Origin of the sequence: Hyphomonas sp. UBA4494, assembly GCF_002388935.1 — a bacterium.
Lineage (GTDB): Bacteria > Pseudomonadota > Alphaproteobacteria > Caulobacterales > Hyphomonadaceae > Hyphomonas.
Genome location: NZ_DGNK01000022.1, coordinates 125,900 through 147,122 on the forward strand (window position 1 = coordinate 125,900; position 21,223 = coordinate 147,122).

At 58.2% G+C, this 21,223-nt stretch carries 21 protein-coding genes; 14 read left to right on the plus strand and 7 right to left on the minus strand.

The genetic code is table 11. The annotated features are described in order from the left end of the window. Positions 1–5 precede the first annotated feature (5 nt). The 7 genes from gltX (at position 6) to purL (ending at position 9,542) form a co-directional block, all read left to right on the plus strand. A complete protein-coding gene (gene gltX, locus B2P82_RS08735; RefSeq protein WP_290496538.1) occupies positions 6–1,475 on the plus strand; it encodes a glutamate--tRNA ligase in 1,470 nt (489 codons plus the stop codon). A 49-nt stretch (positions 1,476–1,524) separates the two neighbouring features. Beyond that, a complete protein-coding gene (gene gltA, locus B2P82_RS08740; RefSeq protein WP_206990612.1) occupies positions 1,525–2,829 on the plus strand; it encodes a citrate synthase in 1,305 nt (434 codons plus the stop codon). Positions 2,830–2,947: 118 nt separating this feature from the next. Next, positions 2,948–3,616: a phosphoribosylformylglycinamidine synthase subunit PurQ gene (gene purQ / locus B2P82_RS08745; RefSeq protein ID WP_290496541.1), complete on the plus strand. Its 669-nt coding sequence runs from the start codon at positions 2,948–2,950 to the stop codon at positions 3,614–3,616. Positions 3,617–3,720: 104 nt separating this feature from the next. Next, positions 3,721–4,917: a DUF418 domain-containing protein gene (locus tag B2P82_RS08750; protein WP_290496543.1), complete on the plus strand. Its 1,197-nt coding sequence runs from the start codon at positions 3,721–3,723 to the stop codon at positions 4,915–4,917. 67 nt (positions 4,918–4,984) lie between these two features. Then, positions 4,985–5,995 (plus strand): adenosine deaminase, encoded by a 1,011-nt coding sequence (locus B2P82_RS08755; protein ID WP_290496545.1) that lies wholly within the window; start codon positions 4,985–4,987, stop codon positions 5,993–5,995. A gap of 43 nt (positions 5,996–6,038) precedes the next feature. Further along, the gene (locus B2P82_RS08760; protein WP_290496549.1) at positions 6,039–7,217 is read left to right on the plus strand and encodes a DUF3089 domain-containing protein; all 1,179 of its coding nucleotides are present in this window, start codon (positions 6,039–6,041) and stop codon (positions 7,215–7,217) included. A 48-nt stretch (positions 7,218–7,265) separates the two neighbouring features. Further along, complete coding sequence (gene purL / locus B2P82_RS08765) at positions 7,266–9,542, plus strand: phosphoribosylformylglycinamidine synthase subunit PurL (RefSeq protein ID WP_290496552.1); 2,277 nt, start codon at positions 7,266–7,268, stop codon at positions 9,540–9,542. Between the two features lie 62 nt (positions 9,543–9,604). On the opposite strand, the gene B2P82_RS08770 is transcribed toward purL, so the two are convergent. Both B2P82_RS08770 and B2P82_RS08775 read right to left on the minus strand, forming a co-directional pair. Then, positions 9,605–10,222, minus strand: a complete 618-nt coding sequence (locus B2P82_RS08770) for a porin family protein (RefSeq protein WP_034815756.1) — start codon at positions 10,220–10,222, stop codon at positions 9,605–9,607. Between the two features lie 280 nt (positions 10,223–10,502). Then, positions 10,503–11,501, minus strand: a complete 999-nt coding sequence (locus B2P82_RS08775; RefSeq protein WP_290496554.1) for a M28 family peptidase — start codon at positions 11,499–11,501, stop codon at positions 10,503–10,505. 135 nt (positions 11,502–11,636) lie between these two features. Between B2P82_RS08775 and B2P82_RS08780 the strand changes: the two genes are divergently transcribed. The 3 genes from B2P82_RS08780 to grxD all read left to right on the plus strand — a co-directional run bounded on the left by B2P82_RS08780 (position 11,637) and on the right by grxD (position 14,223). Continuing rightward, positions 11,637–11,873, plus strand: a complete 237-nt coding sequence (locus B2P82_RS08780) for a BolA/IbaG family iron-sulfur metabolism protein (RefSeq protein ID WP_034815527.1) — start codon at positions 11,637–11,639, stop codon at positions 11,871–11,873. Positions 11,874–11,943: 70 nt separating this feature from the next. Next, positions 11,944–13,803 carry a M2 family metallopeptidase gene (locus tag B2P82_RS08785; RefSeq protein ID WP_290496557.1) on the plus strand — a complete coding sequence of 620 codons (1,860 nt, stop codon included), beginning with the start codon at positions 11,944–11,946 and terminating at the stop codon, positions 13,801–13,803. An 81-nt stretch (positions 13,804–13,884) separates the two neighbouring features. Then, the gene (gene grxD, locus B2P82_RS08790; protein WP_290496559.1) at positions 13,885–14,223 is read left to right on the plus strand and encodes a Grx4 family monothiol glutaredoxin; all 339 of its coding nucleotides are present in this window, start codon (positions 13,885–13,887) and stop codon (positions 14,221–14,223) included. Between the two features lie 3 nt (positions 14,224–14,226). Here grxD and B2P82_RS08795 read toward each other — a convergent pair whose 3' ends face one another. Continuing rightward, complete coding sequence (locus B2P82_RS08795; RefSeq protein WP_290496564.1) at positions 14,227–14,469, minus strand: hypothetical protein; 243 nt, start codon at positions 14,467–14,469, stop codon at positions 14,227–14,229. Between the two features lie 172 nt (positions 14,470–14,641). On the opposite strand from B2P82_RS08795, the gene rimO reads away from it, so the two are divergent. From rimO to B2P82_RS08810, 3 genes are all read left to right on the plus strand, one after another. Next, positions 14,642–16,009 (plus strand): 30S ribosomal protein S12 methylthiotransferase RimO, encoded by a 1,368-nt coding sequence (gene rimO / locus B2P82_RS08800; protein WP_290496565.1) that lies wholly within the window; start codon positions 14,642–14,644, stop codon positions 16,007–16,009. Between the two features lie 148 nt (positions 16,010–16,157). Further along, positions 16,158–17,087, plus strand: coding sequence for a GIN domain-containing protein (locus B2P82_RS08805; RefSeq protein ID WP_290496567.1), 930 nt, complete (start codon positions 16,158–16,160; stop codon positions 17,085–17,087). Positions 17,088–17,112: 25 nt separating this feature from the next. Next, a complete protein-coding gene (locus tag B2P82_RS08810; RefSeq protein WP_290496569.1) occupies positions 17,113–17,763 on the plus strand; it encodes a GIN domain-containing protein in 651 nt (216 codons plus the stop codon). Positions 17,764–17,801: 38 nt separating this feature from the next. Here B2P82_RS08810 and B2P82_RS08815 read toward each other — a convergent pair whose 3' ends face one another. Both B2P82_RS08815 and rpsD read right to left on the minus strand, forming a co-directional pair. After that, the gene (locus B2P82_RS08815; RefSeq protein WP_290479555.1) at positions 17,802–18,629 is read right to left on the minus strand and encodes a PPK2 family polyphosphate kinase; all 828 of its coding nucleotides are present in this window, start codon (positions 18,627–18,629) and stop codon (positions 17,802–17,804) included. A gap of 76 nt (positions 18,630–18,705) precedes the next feature. After that, positions 18,706–19,323, minus strand: a complete 618-nt coding sequence (rpsD, locus tag B2P82_RS08820; RefSeq protein ID WP_034815539.1) for a 30S ribosomal protein S4 — start codon at positions 19,321–19,323, stop codon at positions 18,706–18,708. A 167-nt stretch (positions 19,324–19,490) separates the two neighbouring features. On the opposite strand from rpsD, the gene B2P82_RS08825 reads away from it, so the two are divergent. Beyond that, on the plus strand, positions 19,491–20,309 hold the full coding sequence (locus B2P82_RS08825) for an SDR family NAD(P)-dependent oxidoreductase (protein ID WP_290496571.1): 819 nt from the start codon (positions 19,491–19,493) through the stop codon (positions 20,307–20,309). A 42-nt stretch (positions 20,310–20,351) separates the two neighbouring features. Here B2P82_RS08825 and B2P82_RS08830 read toward each other — a convergent pair whose 3' ends face one another. Both B2P82_RS08830 and B2P82_RS08835 read right to left on the minus strand, forming a co-directional pair. After that, positions 20,352–20,882, minus strand: coding sequence for a flavin reductase family protein (locus tag B2P82_RS08830; protein ID WP_051607883.1), 531 nt, complete (start codon positions 20,880–20,882; stop codon positions 20,352–20,354). Further along, positions 20,872–21,223, minus strand: a 352-nt coding sequence (locus B2P82_RS08835) for a hypothetical protein (RefSeq protein WP_290496573.1), incomplete at its 5' end; no start/stop codon positions are given. The genes B2P82_RS08830 and B2P82_RS08835, both read right to left, overlap by 11 nt.

Below are 21,223 nucleotides of genomic sequence, written 5' to 3' on the forward strand. Positions count from 1 at the left end.
GTCCCATGAGCGTCATCACGCGTTTTGCCCCCTCTCCCACTGGCATGCTGCACATTGGAGGGGCAAGGACGGCACTTTTCAACTACCTCTTCGCGAAACGGCACAACGGGAAGTTTCTTTTGCGGATCGAGGATACCGACCGCGCCCGTTCATCTGACGAGGCGACAACCGCCATTCTGGAAGGCATGGAGTGGCTGGGCCTGACACCGGACGCCCCTCCGGTCATGCAGTTTGACCAAGCCGCGCGCCACACGGAAATTGCCCTCGACATGATCGCGCGCGGCACCGCCTTCCGATGCTATGCGACGCCCGAAGAACTGCAAGCGCGCCGCAACCTCGGTGAGGAGAAACGCCAAGCTGCCAAGGCCGACGGTATTTCAGAAGATGCGAAAGCTGCGCTGCTGACCGAGGCCAACGAATTGCTCGCCCCCTATCGCTCTCCGTGGCGCAACGGTGCGCCGGCGCCTTCCGAGGATGCGCCCTATACCGTGCGCCTGCGCGCGCCGGATGGCGGCGACCGAATACTTGAGGATGGCGTTCAGGGTCGCGTGACCATTCAGGCGAGTGAATTGGACGACATGATCCTGCTGCGCGCCGACGGCACCCCGACCTACATGCTGGCCGTGGTGGTGGATGACCACAATATGGGCGTGACGCATGTGATCCGGGGCGATGACCATCTGAGGAATGCTTTCCGCCAGATCCCGATCTATGAGGCGATGGGCTGGGATATCCCCAAATTCGCTCACGTCTCCCTGATCCATGGACCGGACGGGGCGAAACTGTCCAAGCGCCACGGCGCCCTTTCGACGCTGGCCTATCGCGAGATGGGTTATCTGCCGGAAGCCATGAAAGCCTACCTGCTCCGCCTTGGCTGGAGCCATGGTGACCAGGAAATCTTCACCGAAGCCGAAGCGACGGCACTTTTCGATATCGAGGGTATCAACAAGGCGCCCGCCCGGCTGGACCTTGAAAAGCTGGGTCAGATCAACTCCCATTTCATGCGCGCGACCGATGACGCGCGCCTCTTCGATCTTCTATTGCCCTATCTTGAATCCAATTCCCCAATGAGCGACGCCGAGACTGTTCGCATCCGCGCTGCGATGGCCGGCCTGAAGGATCGCGGCACGACGCTCCCCGAACTGGCTGAGGCGTTCGCGTTCCTGCGCGACATCCGGCCAATCCAGATGAACAAGAAAGCGCGAAAGCCGCTGTCAGAAGAAGGACTTGACCGGCTCGCCGGTCTGCGCGACGAACTGCAGCAATTGCGCCAATGGACGGCAGAAACTATATCGCACGTCATAAGTTCCTATTGCGCTGACCACGACCTCTCCATGGGACAGGTGGGTCAACCGCTAAGGGCTGCGCTGACAGGCGGCTTGCCCGCGCCAGACATTGCACCGGTCCTTGAATGGCTCGGACAGGATGAGGCGCTGGGACGTATTGAAGATCAAACGGCGAAGGCAAGGGATTAAACTCCCACGCCGCGCTGGACAAAAACATGATTTGGAAGGGCTAAAGCTGATGGAAAACAAGACCAAAGACGCTGGTACAGCGAAGATCGAAATTGACGGCAAATCGTATGACATGCCCGTCCTGTCCGGTACGCATGGGCCGAACGTCATGGATGTGCGCAAATTCTACGCGCAATCCGGCCAGTTCACCTTTGACCCGGGCTTCACCTCCACGGCGAGCTGTGAAAGCCAGATCACATTCATTGACGGGGAAGAAGGCGTCCTGCTGCACCGCGGCTATCCGATTGGCCAGCTGGCTGCGCAAGCGACTTTCCCCGAAGTCTGCCACCTGATCCTGAATGGCGAACTGCCTTCCAAGGCCGAACTCGACAGCTTCAATGACGAAATCAAGCAGCACACGCTGCTTCACACCCAGATGGACCGCTTCTTCGAAGGGTTCCGTCGTGACAGCCACCCAATGGCCATGCTGACCGGAACGGTTGGCGCGATGGCGTCATTTTATCCTGGCGCCATGGACAGCGAAGATCCGGAAGAGCGCCGCCTCGCCTCGATCCGCCTGATCGCGAAGATGCCGACGCTCTGCGCTCGCATCCTGAAGTACAATATGGGCCAGAAATTCGTCGATCCGCGCAACGAGCTGTCCTATGCTGAGAACTTCCTCAGCATGTGCTTCTCGGTCTCCGCTGAAGACTACAAGGTTGATCCGAAGATTGCGAAAGCAATGGACCGCTTCTTCATCCTGCACGCCGACCACGAGCAGAATGCCTCGACCTCGACCGTGCGTCTTGCCGGCTCGTCGGGCGCGCACCCATTCGCGGCCGTGGCCGCTGGCGTGGCCTGTCTCTGGGGCCCGAGCCATGGCGGCGCAAACGAAGCCTGCCTCAATATGCTGCACGAAATCGGCACCGTGGACCGCATTCCGGAGTTCATCGAAAAGGCCAAGGACAAATCTGACCCGTTCCGCCTGATGGGCTTCGGTCACCGCGTCTACAAGAACTACGATCCGCGCGCGACCGTGATGCGCGAGTCGGCGCACGAAGTGCTCGACCTGCTGGGTCTGAAGGATCAGCCGATTCTGAAAGTCGCCATGGAGCTGGAACGGATTGCCCTGGAAGATGAGTACTTCGCCGAGAAGAAACTCTACCCGAATGTCGACTTCTATTCCGGCATCATTCTCGACGCGATCGGATTCCCGAAGCAGATGTTCACCGTCCTGTTCTCGCTGGCCCGTACGGTTGGCTGGATTGCCCAGCTCAACGAGATGCTGGTCGACCCGACCCAGCGCATTGGTCGCCCGCGCCAGATCTATACCGGCGCTGCCCAGCGCGATTATGTACCAATGGATCAGCGTTAATCCGCCCTCCACTATTCAGAAAGCCCCGGCAGCGTCCGGGGCTTTTTTTGGTTTCGGGACAGGCAATACCGCAAATGCCTGTTCCCTTTTCACCCGACTCCCTGCTAAAGGCCTGCGCATGAAAACCGCTGTGATTGTCTTCCCCGGATCGAACTGCGACCGCGACGCGCATGACGCCCTCGCCGAGGTAACAGGCCAGGCGCCGGCCATGGTCTGGCACAAGGATGGCACGATCCCGGAGGGCACTGACCTCGTCATGGTTCCCGGTGGCTTCTCCTATGGCGATTACCTGCGTTGCGGCGCGATGGCAGGCAATTCACCCGTGATCTCGCAATTGCACGATCATGCCGCGCGCGGCGGCTATGTGCTCGGCGTCTGCAACGGCTTCCAGATCCTTTGCGAAACGGGTCTCCTGCCCGGCGCGCTTATGCGCAATGCCTCGCTCCACTTTGTCTGCCGCCCTCAGGCCCTGAAGATCGAGTCGACGAACACGGCCTATACAAGCGCCTATTCCGGCGCATCGAATGTGGTGATCCCCGTCGCCCATCATGACGGCAATTATTTTGCTGACGACACCACGCTCAATACGCTGGAAGGCGAAGGCCGCGTGGCCTTCCGCTATGCCAGCGGCCAGAACCCGAACGGCTCTGCGCGGGACATCGCCGGCATTCTCAGCGAAAATGGCCGCATCCTCGGCATGATGCCCCATCCAGAGCGCGCCATTGGCGGGCATGAAGGCGGCACCGACGGTCTTGGCGTGTTCGAGAGCCTGCTCAGCGCGGCCTGACCCTGGGCCTCCCTGACGGCCCGCCCCCACCCAAGATTATTCTTGACGCGATAAGCGCATGAATATATCGATAATCAATAATTCTGGGGCTGCTGGGAAACACCATGACATATCTTGAAGAAAGCCAGGCTGCGGGCCGCGAAATCTTTCCTGACCTTGCGCGCGCATGGGCACTGTTCGGCATCGCGCTGGTCAATGTCGGCGTCCTGTCCTGGCCCATGATGAGCAGCTATCATGCCGATGGTGCAACGGTGAGCGGCATCGATGACGCGGCCTGGTTCGGCGTCAACGCCCTGTTCCTGATGAAGTCCTACTCACTGTTCTCCTTCATGTTCGGGGTCGGCTTCGCCTATCAGATTCAGTCCGCTGAACGGCGCGGGGTCGGGTTCGCAGGGCGGTACTGGCGTCGCATCGTGGGCCTGCTGGCCTTTGGTGCGTTGAACATTGCCTGCTTCTTCATCGGCGACATTCTCGTGATCTATGCGGTGCTCGGCTCAATCCTGTTCCTGTTCCGCAATGCGTCGCAGAAGACGCTGATCGTCTGGGGCTGCATCATCTACGCAATCCAGATCCTGCTCGTCTCAGCGATTGCGCTCATGATGTATCTAGGGGTCACCTTTGCACCAGAGGAAATGGTGGCGGTCACGGAAGAGTTCGCAGTGGCAGACGCCAAGGCGCTGGAAATCTTCGGGTCTGCCGGTTTTGCCGAGACCGCGGCCTATCGCGTGTCTGAATATCTCTCAGGCTTCCCTTTCATGATCATGTTCCAGGGATTTGGTGCGTTCGCCTTCTTCCTGTTTGGCCTTGCGGCCGTACGCAGCGGCATCATCGCCCGCGCCTCGGCCCCTATCTGGAAACCTGCGCGCCGTTACGCACTGCCTGTCGGTTTGCTGCTCAGCAGCGCAGGCGGCTGGTTGCTGGTCGACAGCCACGGCATGACCGATCCGAGAATGCTGCTCGGCCTCGTCCTGGTCACGATCGGCAGTCCGTTCTCGACTTTCGGATATCTCGGCGTGATCGCGAAATGGGCCGAAGGTACACCGGGGCCCGTCACGGTTTTCTTCGCACGGGGCGGCACGTCCTCGCTCACCGCCTACCTGATGCAGGGCCTGATCTTCTCGTTGCTGTTCACCGCGTATGGCTTTGGTTACTTCGCGAGCCTGACCGCGGCACAGACCATTGGCGTTGCCTTCCTCACCGCACTCTTCAGCGTCGCCTTTGTCAGCCTCTGGCGGGTGAAGTTCCAGCGCGGCCCGATGGAGGCCATCCTGCGCAACTGGACCTATCTCGGCGCACGTTAGCCGCGTTCGACCGGTTGCCCTTCGCGTCCGATGCGGTTCTATGGGACTGACCCGACAGGAGGCTTCCATGACCGCCCATAAAGATCTCATCGCGCGCTTGCCCAAGGCTGAGCTGCACCTGCACATCGAAGGCAGTTTCGAACCGGAGATGATGATGGCGCTGGCCGAGCGCAATCAGATCGAGATTCCGTTCAAGACGCTGGAAGAGGCCAAGGCGGCCTATGATTTCAACAATCTTCAGGAATTCCTGGACCTTTATTATCAGGGCATGAATGTGCTGCGCACCGAGCAGGACTTCCATGACATGACTTTCGCGTATCTGAAGCGCGCCAAGGAAGACAATGTCGTCCATGTCGAGATGTTCTTCGACCCGCAGGCGCATACAGAGCGCGGCGTGGCGTTTGGAACTGTCGCTGATGGTACAATCTCGGCGCTGAAGCGCGGCGAGGAAGAGCTGGGCATCACATCCGAACTCATCATGAGCTTCCTGCGCCATCTGAGCGAAGAGGATGGGTTTGCCCTGCTGGAAGAATCCGCACCCTGGCACGACCATTTTGTCGGCGTGGGCCTCGACAGTTCCGAGGTCGGGCATCCACCGTCGAAATTCCAGAAACTGTTTGCGCGTTGCCGCGAGCTTGGCTTCAAACTCTGCCTGCATGCCGGCGAGGAAGGCCCTCCGGAATATGTGCGAGAGGCCCTTCTGGACATCGGTGCGGACCGGATCGATCATGGTAACCGCGCGATGGAAGATCCCGCGCTCATCGCCGTATTGCGCGACACCCAAACGCCGCTCACCAACTGCCCCTTGTCAAACCTGTCGCTCTGCGTGCTCGACGACCTGCGCAAGAGCCCGGTGAAACGTCAGCTGGAAGAAGGCTTGCTGGTGTGCGTGAACTCTGACGATCCGGCCTATTTCGGCGGCTATATCGGCCAGAATTACGAGGCCATCACCGAAGCGCTGGACCTGTCGGCCGATCAGATCGTCCAGCTGGCCCGCAATAGCTTCACCGGCTCGTTCCTGAGCGACGCCGACAAAAGCCGGCACCTTTCAGAAATCGACCGGGTGCGGGATAGCTAACCCAGGTTCGATCCGTCCATTCCAACATTCAAGGAAATCCGCAATGCTCAAGAAATTCATTTTCGGTTCGGCCGCGCTTGCGATTTCCGCTTGTGGAAACGACGCCGGCTCAGTGACTGACGCCCCAGCGGACCCACCTATTGAGCCGTCTGCCTTCGCGGTGAATGACTATTCCGATACGGCGAACTGGCTTTGTCATCCGGACAAGAGTGACGATGCCTGCTCCATCGACCTGACAGCCACCGAAATATTGGCGGACGGCACCACGACCCGATTGCCCCACACCCCGGCGGCTGAACCCGCCTTCGACTGCTTCTACATCTACCCAACAGTCTCTTTCGACGTGACGCCAAACAGCGACATGATTGCCGGGCCTGAAGAGTTGAACGTTGTTGCCAATCAGTTCGCCCGATACGGCGAAACGTGCCGGCTCTTCGCCCCGATCTACCGACAGACCACATTGCTGGAACTGCAAAAGCAGATGACCAGCGGTCAAACAGGGGCGGACGACGCGATGCGCTACGCCGATGTGATCGGCAGCTGGAACACCTACCTGGCCAAAGAGAACAATGGACGCGGTGTCGTCCTGATCGGCCACTCCCAAGGTGCCAGCATGATCTACCAGATGCTGGAGAATGACATCGTCGGCTCGCCTGCCGAGGAAAAGCTGATCGCAGTCCACGCAATCGGCTATGAAACTGTGATCGATCCCAGCACCGGGCGCGCATCCGGTCTGCCAGTCTGTTCCTCCCCGTCCGAAACCGGATGCATCGTGAGTTTCGCCAGTTTCCGCGGAGCCTCGCCACCGCCCGAAGATTCCTTTTTCGGCAAGGCGCAGGACGGCAAACGCGCGGTCTGTACGAATCCGGCGGCGCTCGGCGGTGGCCAGGGTGATTTGAAAGCCTACATGCCCCGCCAAAGCCTTGGAAGACTTGCTCCAAATGACTACGGCGTCGCGGTCGACACACCTTTTGTTTCGCTACCCGGCCTGCTCTCAGCCCAATGCCTGGCCAACGACACCCATGACTGGCTGGCTGTCACGATTCACGCTGATCCAGCGGATCCGCGCGCCGATGACATTCCAGGCGATCTTGTTTTCAACGGCAAAGTGGTCCCCGATTGGGGCCTGCACCTTGTCGACATGAATCTCGCAATGGGCAACCTCGTGGGCCTTGCCAGAACGCAAGGGCAGGCCTGGTTGGACGCCCAAAACGCAGAGTGAGCACAATGAGGCTGGCGACTCGTGGCAATTGCCGCTAAAGCGCCGGTCATGACTGACAAAACTGCGATCCTCGCCCACCTCACCGCCGAGCAGGATGACACTGCCGGCCTGGAACATGGCATCAAGGCCGACGAATGGGAGCGCCTCGTCACGCGGCTCGGGCGCAAGCCGAACCTCGTCGAACTCGGCATCTATTCGGTAATGTGGTCAGAGCATTGCTCGTACAAATCCTCGCGCCGTCATCTGTCTAAATTCCCGACCAAGAATGACCGCGTCATCCAGGGCCCCGGCGAGAATGCCGGCGTCATCGACATTGGTGACGGCCAGGCTGCCATCTTCAAGATGGAGAGCCACAACCACCCGTCCTATATCGAGCCTTATCAGGGCGCGGCGACGGGCGTGGGCGGCATCCTGCGCGATGTCTTCACCATGGGCGCGCGCCCGATCGCGCTGGTCAATGCATTGCGCTTCGGCTCCCCGGACCATCCCAAGACCCGCAGCCTCGTGGCGGGCGTCGTGGCGGGTATTGGCGGATACGGCAATTGCGTTGGCGTGCCGACCGTGGCCGGGGAAACCCAGTTCGACGAAGGCTATAATGGCAACATCCTCGTCAATGCGATGGCCGTCGGCCTCGCCGATCAGGACAAGATTTTCTATGCCCGCGGCGCGACGCCCGGAAATCCGATCTTCTATGTCGGATCGAAGACCGGGCGCGACGGCATCCATGGCGCGACCATGGCGTCTGCCGAATTCTCCGAGGGCGACGAGGAGAAGCGCCCTACCGTGCAGGTTGGCGACCCGTTCACCGAGAAGCTTCTGATCGAGGCCTGCCTCGAACTGATGGCGACAGACGCCATTCAGGCAATCCAGGACATGGGCGCTGCTGGCCTGACCTCCTCCTCGGTCGAGATGGCCGCCAGCGGCGGCGAGAATGGCGAAGGCATCGGCGTGGTCATGGACCTCGACAAGGTGCCCCAGCGCGAAGAAGGCATGACAGCCTACGAGATCATGCTGTCGGAGAGCCAGGAGCGCATGCTCATGGTGCTGTATCCTGACAAGATCGATGTCGCGAAAGCGGTGTTCGACAAGTATGACCTTTCCGCAGAAGTCATTGGTCACACGACCGATACCGGCCATCTCGTGCTGACGCAGTTTGGTGAAACAGTTTGTGACATCCCCGTCGCCCCACTCGCCGAAGACGCACCGAATTATGACCGCCCCTGGACAGAGCCGCCGAAGCGCGCGCCTTTGGACATTTCAAAATATCCCGAGCCTGAAGATTACGGCGAAGTGCTGCTCAAGCTGATTTCGTCGCCTGACATGGCGTCAAAGCGCTGGATCTGGGAACAATATGACCGGCACGTCATGGGCGACACGGTGGACAGCTCGCAGTCGCAAGGCGACGCAGCCATTGTCCGCATCCACGGCACGAACAAGGCGCTCGCCATCTGTTCCGACTGCAACCCGCATTATGTCGCCGCTGACCCGTATGAAGGCGGCAAGGCCGCCGTGGCCGAGGCTTACCGAAACCTCTCCGCCGTCGGCGCGACGCCGATTGCAATCACGGACAATCTCAATTTCGGTAACCCGGAAAAGCCGGCCACGATGGGCTATATCGTGAAGGCCATCGAAGGCATGGCCGAAGCCTGCCGCGAACTCGATTTCCCGGTCGTGTCGGGCAACGTGTCCCTCTACAATGAGACCGATGGCATTGCCATTCCGCCGACACCCGTTGTGGGCGGCGTGGGCCTGATTGAGGATTTGTCAAAGGTGGCGACGCTCAACGGCGCGCAGCCCGGGGACACCCTGGTTGTAGTCGGCGAAACAAAGGGTCATCTTGGCGCTTCGCTCTACGCTCGGGAATGGCTCGGACTCAAGGGTGACGATCTAGGTACTCCGCCGCAAGTGAACCTCGCGATTGAAGCAAAGAATGCAGCATTCGTTCGCGAGATGATACGACAAGCGAAAGTCACCTCCGCTCACGACGTGAGCGAGGGTGGTTTGATATGTGCCGCCATCGATATGGCGCTGGCCACCGGAATTGGAATCATCATTGATCCAACTATTCACAAAGACCTTACGAATTGCACTTGGTTGTTTGGCGAAGATCAGGCGCGAACCCTCGTTTCCGTCTCCGAGGACTGTTTATCAGATCTAATTGGAAGAGCGGCAGTCGCTGACGTTCACGTAGACGTACTTGGCCAGCTCACCGAGTCCCCAGACGATGACCTGTTGGTCCTAGGAACATACGGCGTGGTTTCCGTCGGAGAGCTAAGAAAAGCCCATGAGGGGTGGCTGCCGGCCTATATGAATTCCGTGGACTGAACGAGAAACACCCCTTCTGCATTCTGCAAAAGGGGTGCTCACTCTGGTGACTTTATGTCAGGCTAAAACTTGTAGCCAACGCCCAGCATCACACCATTCGTGTCGGTATCTTCGAACGAATAGTAGGTGTAGTCGCCGCGAAGCTCCCAATTTTCGGTCAGGTCATAGGTAAGACCTGCACCGATGGCCGGGCCTTCCTCGGAATCCTCAACCGTAATCGGCGTACCGCCCGGCGTGGCCAGCGACGCATCAAGATCGATATATGCATAACCGGCGCGACCGAAGGCGCTCAGGCGCTCCGTAAGCGGCACATCTGCGCGGCCATACAGGCCAACCAGATAGTTCAGGCCGATGTCGCCGGAAGCGCCGATCAAGTCGTTGAAGTCGCCATCATTGTTGTCGTCGAGATTGAATTCGTCTTCGTCAACATTGTAGTCGAATTCGCCATCATCGATGCCCGAGGCCAGTTCACCTTCAAGGCTAAAGACATTGTTGAACTTGTAGCCGAGACGCGCGGCGATGCCGTTCGTGTCAACACCCTGCTCTGCACCATCGGGTTCGATTTCCAGGTACTGGTACCCGCCATCAAGATAGAAGCCCGTGTCGCTCTCATAGGACTGCGCCTGAGCGGACACAGCCAGACCCGTGGCTGCAGATGCGATCAGAAAATACTTAAACATGTGGTCTCCTTTAAAGACGTGTTCAGCTCCCGCCAGATCGGCGAGACCACAAGAAAACCGTGTCTGAACTGTGTCTGTTCCCATGACAAATCCGCAACCCTCAGCAGTTGCCGGAAAGTCACATGTTCTTAATGCGGATTAACCACCCTTACCGTTGTTTTATTTATTGAAATACGGTGCTCAGAGACTTTCGTGCAGCATTGCAAATCGGTGACACACAGTGGGTTTGGAACCAACCCGCGGTGCCGACGTTCTCACGCCCCTTTCCTCCTTGAGAGGATTAGTTTTCCTGCCGCTTGGACGAGATGAGCCAGGCATCCACCGCCTTCACCGCCATAACAAGCGTGTCGCCCGCCCGCACAAAGAAATCATGTGTCAGATCGCCATAATCATCCGAAGGGGCGTGATATCCGGGATGGTCTTCGACCCCAAAATACAGAAATGGAATGCCGATCTCGTGAAAGACGGCATGATCGGACTGGTTGGTCCAGTCATCCTGTCCGAGTTCAGGCGAGTCATGTCCTGTGAGCAGGGTTACCGGCACTAGGGTGGCCAAATCATCAATCATGGGCTTCAGCTGCGGGTAAGGCGTGGTGCCAGCGACATAGAGTTCTCCCGCGTCGGATCGCCCAACCATGTCGAAATTCATGTTCAATGCGACCCGCCCAAGATCAATCAGCCCAGATTCGACCAGAGCCTTTGCGCCCTGATAGCCGATTTCTTCGGCGTCCAGCGCGGCAAAGACGATGTCATGTGTGGGAGGATTTCGCTCGAAATATTCTGCGACACCGACAAGCGCGGCCACACCAGAGGCATTGTCATCAGCGCCATTATATATTTCTCCGTCAACGATGCCGAGATGGTCATAATGGGCCGTAACCACGAGCATGGGGCCCCGCCCCGGCGTCTCCCCGGCGATCCAGCCAACAATATTCACACCGTCTGCCGGTTCCGATAGCCCGTCCATTGGCCCCGGCAGGATTGGAAAGGCGTACTCGTATGTTCCGTGGAACCTGCGCAGCTCCATCGTCTCGAACCGCTTCAGAATGAACCCCCGTGCGGCGGCATTGCCCGATGATCCCGCAGCACGGCCTTCCAGTGCGTCCGAGGAAAGTGTTTCCGTCAGGTTCAGCATGGCTGGGCCATCTATATAAATCGCGCGATACTCCGTGAGACGGTCCGCCACGTCGTCATCGCGGTTCATGTAGAAGAAGACGCCCGCGACAATCATCACAATGAAAAGAACTTCGGCGAGAATGAAGGCGCGCATTCTGGTCATGGGGGCGAATCCAATAATGATTTCTGGTATCTCCACTTTAGAGTTGCCCTCCTGATGTCACAATCGGTTCAGCCGGATGCTTGACGTCGCAGGTGCTAAACGCCAGTTCTGCCACGCAACTGGAAGGAACTGCCCATGGCCATGTCACGCGAGACGCTGCTCGGATACCTCACCGACGCTTTCCCGGAAGCCGAGATCACGCTGACCGATCTGGCGGGCGACGACAATCACTGGCAGGCCGAAATCGTCAGCAGCCAGTTCGCAGGCATTCCCCGCGTGAAGCAGCACCAATTGGTCTATTCTGCCCTGAAAGGCACGATGGGGGGCGAACTTCATGCGCTGGCCCTGAAAACGCGGGCACCGGATTCCTGAATCTGACGCATTGACGATACGGTCGGTTCGTTATTGTTTCATCCGCAACCAAGGATGAGGAAACGACCCCATGAAACGCCTGACCTTAACCACCAGCGCCATCGCGCTGAGCTTCATGATTGCGGCCTGCGCCGCGCCTGAAGCTTCAGATGAAACAACTCTCGACACCGCGCCTGAAGTGGTCGCTGAAGTTGATCATTCCGTAGAAATCGCAGAGGCCCGCGCCTTCCTGGAGCGCGCCGAAGCTGAACTCGCCGCGCAGAGCCGTATTGCCGCGCAAGCCTATTGGAACCAGGCCACGAACATCACGCCCGAAACCAACGCGCTCGCAGCTGAAGCTGGTGCGGCATCGACCATCCTCGCCGTTTCACTCGCGAATGAGTCCAAGCAGTTCGATGTCAGCGTCCTGCCAGCTGATTTGGCGCGCAAGATGACCATGTTGCGTACCGGGATCACGATCCCTGCCCCGTCGACGCCGGGCGCAGCCGAGGAGCTTTCGCAGATCACCACCAATCTCGACGCGACCTACGGCACCGGGAAATTCACCTATAAGGGCGACGCGCTGAACCTCGACCAATTGTCGACGATCATTGAAACCAGCCGCGACCCGGAAGAGCTCAAAGCTGTCTGGGAAGGCTGGCGCACGATCTCCGTGCCGATGAAGGACGATTATGCCCGCATGGTCGAGATCGCCAATGAAGGCGCAAATGAGCTTGGCTTCGAAAGCCTCGATCAGATGTGGTTGTCCGGCTACGACATGGCACCGGAAGAGATGGAAGCTGAAGTGCAACGTCTGTGGACGCAGGTGGAGCCGCTTTATGAAGAGCTGCACTGCTTCACCCGCGCCAAACTGAATGAAGAATACGGCGACGATGTGCAGCCGCGCACCGGCCCGATCCGCGCTGACCTGTTGGGTAATATGTGGGCCCAGCAATGGTCATCCATCTATGACGTCGTGAAGCCTGACGTGCCGGGACCAAGCTACGACCTGACCGAACGCCTCAACGAAAAGGGCTATGACGCCATTAAAATGGTCGAGACAGGCGAAACCTTCTTCACCTCCCTCGGCCTCGAGCCGCTGCCGGAAACTTTCTGGGAGCGCTCCATGATCGTGCGCCCAGAGGGCCGCGAAGTCGTTTGCCACGCCTCAGCCTGGGATCTGGACGATGAGGAAGATGTACGCATCAAGATGTGTACCGAAGTGAACTCGGAAGACTTCTATACGGTCCATCACGAACTGGGTCACAATTTCTACCATCGCGCCTACAAGGATCAGGACTACTTGTACAAAACCGGCGCACATGATGGCTTCCATGAGGCCATCGGCGACTTTGTCGGCCTGTCGATCACACCGGAATACCTCGAACAGATCAATCTGATCACCGCTGAGGAAAAGCCGGGCGCTGATGCCGACACGGCACTTCTGATGCAGACCGCGCTCGACAAGATCGCCTTCCTGCCGTTTGCGCTGACCGTTGATGGCTGGCGCTGGGATGTCCTGTCTGGTGAAACTGCGCCAGAGGCCTACAACACGTCATGGTGGGATCTCCGCCTGAAAAATCAGGGCCTCGTACCACCGGCCCCGCGCCCGGCAGACGCCTTCGATCCCGGCGCGAAGTACCACATTCCGGGCAACACGCCCTATTTGCGCTACTTCCTGAGCTACATCCTGCAGTTCCAGTTCCACAAGGCCGCTTGTGAGCAGGCTGGCTGGGAAGGACCGCTGCATCGCTGCTCGATCTATGACAACAAGGAAGTGGGCAAACGCTTCAATGCCATGCTGGAAGCTGGCGCGTCACAGCCTTGGCCGGACACGCTGGAAGAATTCACCGGCACTCGCGAAATGGATGGCAGCGCGATCATCGAGTATTTCGATCCGCTGATGCTCTATATGAAAGACCAGAACGCCACCGAGAGCTGCGGCTGGTAGCAGAAACATGCCCGGCAGCATCAAAGCTTGACGCTGCCGGGTATCCACCACACATGCTGTGACAACAGCGGAGATACCAGAATGACCGATCAAGCCACGCTCGACGCCATCGAAAAGGCCGTCAAAGCCAATGACGTCGTACTTTTCATGAAAGGTACACCGACGTTCCCGCAGTGCGGGTTCTCATCAGTTGTGGTGCAGGTTCTGGACTATCTTGGCGTGGAGTATGTCTCGACGAACGTTCTGGAAGATCAGGCCGTGCGGGAAGGCATCAAGGCCTATTCGGAATGGCCGACCATTCCACAGCTCTATGTAAAGGGCGAATTCGTTGGCGGCTGTGACATCGTCAAAGAGATGTTTGAAAGCGGCGAACTGCGCGACTTCATGAAGGACAAGGGTGTCGAGCTGGAAGACGCCTGAGGCTCAGGCCTGAAAGAATCCTGTGATGCTGGCCTGGATCATGTGTCCGTCAGCATGCACCAGCGCTGGTGACGCAACAAACATGACGCTGAAGGCTAGCCCGCTCAAATAGCCCTTACGACGCCTGAACGGCATCGGATGGCAGGCCCGCGCGGCTCGACGCCACTTAATCAGCGTATATATGACCAGATAGATGCCCAGCATGGCCGCCCCCCAGGCTGCGGTAAGAATCATCAGGTGCGTCATGGGTCTCCCCTCCCTTAACTACCGGTTCCCAGATTACGCGACCTGCATTTCCGGGTGTCAAATATTTGCTGGAAATTTGCTCTAGTGAGCGAAAGGGTTTGGTAACTGAAAAAAACGGCCCGATGTGCGCCCGACCTTTCCAGTTCGCAGCATTCGTTATAGCAGGGCGATCATGACCACGACATCCCTTGCCCCTGCTCCGATCCGGCCTGCCAAGGCCCCCAAGGTCGGCATCGTTTCCCTCGGCTGCCCGAAAGCCCTGGTCGATTCCGAGCGGATCATCACGCGCCTGCGCGCAGAAGGCTACCAGATCGCCCCGGACTATTCCGGCGCAGACCTGGTTCTGGTGAACACTTGCGGATTTCTGGATTCCGCGCGTGATGAGAGCCTTGAGGCGATCGGTGAAGCGATTGAAGCGAATGGCAAGGTCATCGTTACAGGCTGTCTTGGCGCCGAACCGGACGTGATCGAGAAAGCGCATCCCAAAGTGCTCGCGATCACCGGGCCTCACCAGTATGAGGCCGTGATGGACGCGGTCCACACGCACCTCACCCCGCCGCACAATCCTCACACCGACCTGGTGCCTGAAAGTGGCCTGCGCCTGACACCGCGCCATTACGCATATTTGAAGATCTCGGAGGGCTGCAACAATCGGTGCAGCTTCTGCATTATTCCGAAACTTCGCGGCGATCTTGCCTCCCGCCCGATCCGTCATGTGCTGACCGAAGCCGAACAACTGGTCCGGGCCGGCGTGAAGGAATTGCTCGTGATCAGTCAGGACACGTCCGCCTATGGACTGGACGTGCGCTACAAGCCGGAAACTTGGCGTGGCACGGAATACCAGACGCGCTTCCTCGATCTGGCCAAGGGGCTGGGCAGCCTCGGCGTGTGGACGCGGATGCATTATGTCTATCCCTATCCGCATGTGGACCAGGTTATTCCGCTGATGGCCGAAGGCCTGATTACACCCTATCTCGACATTCCATTCCAGCACGCCTCCGCGCCGGTGCTGAAGGCCATGAAACGGCCCGCCAAACAGGACCGCGTACTTGAACGCATCCTTCAGTGGCGCCGGGATGTGCCTGACCTCGCCATCCGCTCAACCTTTATCGTTGGGTTTCCGGGCGAGACCGAAGAGGATTTCGAGATCTTGCTGGACTTCATCCGCGAAGCGAAGATCGATCGCGCAGGGTGCTTCCAATACGAAAACGTCGCCCATGCTGACAGCCGTGACCTGCCCAGTCATGTGCCAGATGAGGTCAAGGAAGCGCGCTGGCACCGCTTCATGGAAGTGCAGGCGAAAGTGTCTGCTGATCGCGCCGCTGCGCAGGTCGGAACGGTTCAGGACGTCATAATTGACGGCCCATCTGACTCGACCGGCGAAATGATAGGCCGCACCAAGGCTGATGCGCCGGAAGTCGATGCCGTGGTCTATCTGGAAAATGCAAGTCACCTGAAAGCGGGCGACATCGTCTCGGCGGCAATCACTGGAGCAGATGATTACGACCTGTTCGGACAGCTTGCCAGCAAGGACGGCTAACCCCTTAATCGTCGTCAACTTGTCTTCTGCAATGCCGACACCGGGTAACAGAGCACACGCACGGGTTTTTTGTATTATTGAAAAACAATATGTTGACTTATCGTTATTCGATACATCATACTTGCCTCATCAAATTGGAGGCACCCCCATGAAACGCGCGCTCATATCCCTGTCCGCCCTGTCCATCGCAGCCTTGCCGGCTCTGGCCGAGACTAAGGACTTCCCAGTCGGCTCCTTCTCCAGCATTGATGTGAATGGTGGTATCAAGGTCCTGTACGAAACCGGCGCTGAGACCACAGTCATCGTTGAACAGGCCGAAGGCGACTTTTCAGATATCAGCATCGAAACTGATGATGGAGAGCTGCAAATCAGCCGTGAAAGCCTCGGCTTCCTGAAATCCTTACGGGCCAACCTTCACGTGGATCTCGTCGAAGGCGACTTGCGGGTGAAGGTGAACGGAAAGCGCATGCCGTCCTACACGGTACGTGTAACGTCGCCGAGCATTTCCGAACTGGACGTGGCGCAATCCTCAATTCTTGAAGCCTCCGGGATCGATGCGGGAGAAATCGAACTGGACGCTTCTTCGAGCGCTAAACTGATCGTTTCCGGTCGCGCCGCTTCGGCCGACATGGACGCATCGTCTTCCTCCAGTATCGACGCATCCGACTTCATTGTCGGGGCAATAACAATCGAGGCAACATCTAGCGCGGATGTGATCGCCCATGCGGTCACCAATAGTCGAGCCAGAATCGACGCTTCCTCCAGCTCTGACGTTAAGCTGGTTCTGGAAAGCACAACAGATATCGATGTCGATGCCTCATCCAGCACCGATATTGTGCTCACCGGAACATGCGACGAGATTACTGTGGATGCATCGTCATCCGCCGACGTTGAAGCCAAGGATCTGTTGTGCAAGTCCGCCGAGATCGACGCATCCAGTAGCGCGGACGTGTCCGTCAGCGTGACTGAAGCGCTGGAAGCCAAAGCGTCCAGTGGCGCCGACATCAACGTTCACGGCGCACCGACCCAGGTCGATATCACCGAGTCGAGCGGCGGCGATATTTCCATAAAATCCTGACACCGAGCATTATAGGAATCAGACCATGAGAAAATCAGTTATCATCGCATCCAGCATTGCTGCGTTTGCTCTGTCCGCGTCACTCTACAGCGCGTCCGCCGACACAACCCAAGTGTACAATCTTTCCGGATTTGATGAACTCGATATCTCCGCCGGTGTCTCCGTCAAATTCGTGCGTGCACCTCAGCATTCGATCACCGCTGACTTTGAACGGGGTGGCCCTGAAGATGTCAAAGTGCGCCTCGATGGAGACCGCCTGTATCTGTCCCGGAAATCCACAAAGGGGTGGGGTAACAAGGTGCGCGTCAAGTTCACGGTGACCGGCCCGGAGCTCAACGAGATCGAAGCCAGCTCTGGCTCGTCCCTGCTCGCGGAAGGATTGGAGTCCGGCCCTATGGAGATAGACGTTTCCAGCGGCGCAGCGGTTTCCGTCCACGGCGTATGCACACGCCTTGAGGTAAAAGCCTCGTCTGGCGGCAGTGCCAACGCAAAAGGGCTCACCTGTGAAACTGTGCAGGCCAAGGCCAGCAGCGGCGGATCAGTCAAGGCATATGCCAGCGACGCCGCATCGAGCAAGACGTCCAGCGGTGGCGGCGTCGATATCTACGGCAATCCCGAGTCGCGCTCGGCCAACAAGTCCATGAGCGGCGGATCTACCGCGTTCCATGGCGGCTGATCGAGTTAAGTATCGGAGGGAAACAAGTCCCTCCGGTCCTACCCGATGTCGAAGTCTTCCGGGTTAAATCCAGGATTTGGCCATTCAAGGTTCAAATCTTCCAGCGCGCCACGTACGAGACGGGCGATCATGGCATTTCGACGAGTCCGGCTGTCTGCGGGCACAACATACCAAGGCGCATGCGGTGTCGAGCATCGCTCAACGGCGGTCTCATAGGCCGACATGAATTTTGCCCAATCCTTGCGATCATCCAGATCCGCCGGATTGAATTTCCAAAGTTTGTGAGGCTCGACAAGGCGCTCTGCTAGCCGGACGCCTTGTTCCTCATACCCTACATTCAGCATGCATTTGACGATGACGACGCCGTTCTCCGTCATGTGTTTTTCGAACGCATTGATTTGCTCGTACCGCCGTTCCACGTCTTCCGGGCTGGCGAAGCCACGCACTTTCACGACCAGCACGTCTTCATAGTGCGAACGATCAAAGATGCCGACATTGCCCTTTTTGGGCACGGCATTGTGAACGCGCCAGAGATAGTCGCGGGCCAGTTCGTTCTTGCTTGGCGCCTTGAACGCCTTCACCTCCATGCCAAGCGGCGTGGTGTCGGCGAAGACATTGCGAATGGTGCCCGACTTGCCTGCCGTATCCATGCCCTGCAGCACGACAAGCACGGACTGCTTCTTGTGGGCGTAGAGCATGTCCTTCAATTCGTTGATGACGGCCGCGTCCTTTTTCAGGCTGGTTTTGGCGTCTTCCTTGTCAGCAAAGAGATCAGGGTCCCGGGTCGGCCGCGCTGCCAGCGAGAAGGGTTCGCCCGGCTTGGCAATGAGGTGCTGGCGGACTTGCGCGATATCGGGAATGTTCATTCGGTCTGTATCTCCAAAAACAAAGGCCGCACCAGTCTGGCGCGGCCTTCTAGAATGTTCAAGGAATTCAGTCCTCTTACGAGGAGTAGAATTCGACCACCTGAGCTGGTTCCATCTGGACCGGATACGGCACGTCAGACAGTTCAGGAACGCGGACATAAGTCGCGCTCATGGCTTTAGGGTCGACGTCCACATATTCCGGGATGTCGCGCTCGGCACTGCCGAGAGCTTCCAGAACGAGGGCCATGTTGCGAGATTTCTCACGAATCTGGACAACGTCGCCCGGCTTCACGCGCGCGGAGCCGATGTTACAGCGGCGGCCATTGATCATGACGTGGCCGTGGTTGACGAACTGGCGGGCTGCGAAGATCGTCGGCACGAATTTGGCGCGGTAGACGATGGAATCGAGACGCGATTCCAGCAGGCCGATAAGGTTCTCGGACGTGTTGCCCTTCATGCGGTTCGCTTCTTCATAGATGCGAAGGAACTGCTTTTCCGTGATGTCGCCGTAGTAGCCTTTCAGCTTCTGCTTCGCCATCAGCTGCAGACCAAAGTCAGAGACTTTGTTGCGGCGGTTCTGGCCATGCTGACCGGGCTTGTAGTTACGCTTGTTGACGGGGGACTTCGGACGGCCCCAGATATTTTCACCGACGCGACGGTCGATCTTGTACTTCGCGCTGTGGCGACGTGACATGGTAGTACCTCATTATCGACGCAGGTCGGTGGGCGGCGCTCATTCGCACCCACGATTTCAACGGCGGCCCTGCACCATCCCGTTTAGAGACGCGGGGTAAACCTCAAAACCATTGGCAGGTCAAGCCATTCCACTGCTACATACAATGCAAAAAGCGGGAGGAAAACATGGGCCAGATCGACGGCAAAATCGTAATTATAACGGGTGCAGGCAGCGGTATCGGTCGGGCATGCGCACTCGTGCTTGCTCGCGAAGGTGCCGCCATCATGGCGACCGACATTGATGACGAAGGTCTGAGGGTCACCGAGCGACTCGTCACAGACGCCGGAGGGCGCATCATCACCGCGCATCAGGACGTGACGGATGAGAGCATGTGGGAAGCAATCTTCAGCCAAACCGAGAACGCATTCGGGACACCATCTGTGCTGGTCAACAATGCCGGCATCGCCATCGCAGGCGCGATCACGGATTTTACGCTGGATGATTGGCGCAAGCAGATGAACGTGAATGTCGACAGCGTGTTTCTCGGAACGCGCGCAGCGATGCGGTACATGGGTTCCAAAGGTGGTTCGATAGTCAACATTTCATCGGTGGCCGGCCTGCGTGGCGCAGCTGGGGCGAGCGCCTATTGCACATCGAAAGGGGCCGTTCGACTCTTTTCAAAGGCAGCGGCGGTCGAGTGCGCCCAGATGGGTACGGGCATTCGGGTCAACTCGGTGCATCCGGGCATCATCGATACGCCGATCTGGCAGAAATCGATCACTCGCATGACCGAAACGATGGATGAAGAACGCGTCGCCGCGCTTACGGCGCATTCGGGCGCCAATCAGATGGACGTTGAGGCGATTGCGACCCAGTCAAGCCCAATGGGTCGGGCCGGACGGCCAGAGGAAGTCGCAGAATTGGTCCTGTTCCTGTCCTCGGATGCTTCCAGCTATATCAGCGGGCAGGAGCACGTGGTCGATGGCGCCATGACGGCGCGCTAGCGGCCAGTAGTGATACGCAACCGCGAAACTGCCCCCAAAAGCCTAGTCCGGCTTGACGGTGGTGCGGTATTCGCGGCTCGCATAGATCAGAGAGTTGCCATTGTCGCCGAGCACAGCGTCAACAACCTCACCGATGCAGACATGATGCGTGCCGACCTGATTGTGCGAAACCAGTTTGCACTCGAATGCCACGAGCGCTCCTGAGATGACAGGCTGACCAGACCTGCCCGGCGTCCAGTCTGCCCCATCAAATTTGTCCTTGAATTTGTGGGTCATGCGGCTGGCAAAAACATCTGCCACATCCGCCTGATTGTCCTTCAAGACGTTCACACAAAACGTGCCATTGCCCAGCAGAACCGGCGTTAGCGACGAGGATTCATTGATACAGACAAGTAAGGTCGGTTTGGGCGTATCGGCGCTGACTGAGGACATTGCGGTTGCTGTCGTGCCCGCCCGACCAGCAGCGCCGTCTGTCGTAATGACATTCACGGTCGCTGCAACCAGGCTCATTCCTTCCAGGAAACGCTGCTTGAGAAGCGCGCGGTCTGTGAGGGGCTGCAAGTCATCTGTCATGGTCATCACTTTCGGTCACATCAGTAGTATGGCGTGGACGGGCGCCGACAAGAGGTTGCAGCGCATTGATTACACCACAGACGCAGCAAGGGACCGGCAAGATATGGTTGAAGACCAGGCCGCAGCCAAACTCTTTACACGAGACGCACAAAATATTCGTCATCAGCCCGGCTGGAAAAAAGAATCTATTGAGGCCCACACGTGCGGTGAGGCTTGCTTGGTACACAAACAACGCCAACAACACGCTGCGCCCAGAATGGCGAGCTTGAAACCAAGCTGTCTTGAGAAAAATTGGAGCGGGCGAAGAGATTCGAACTCTCGACCCCAACCTTGGCAAGGTT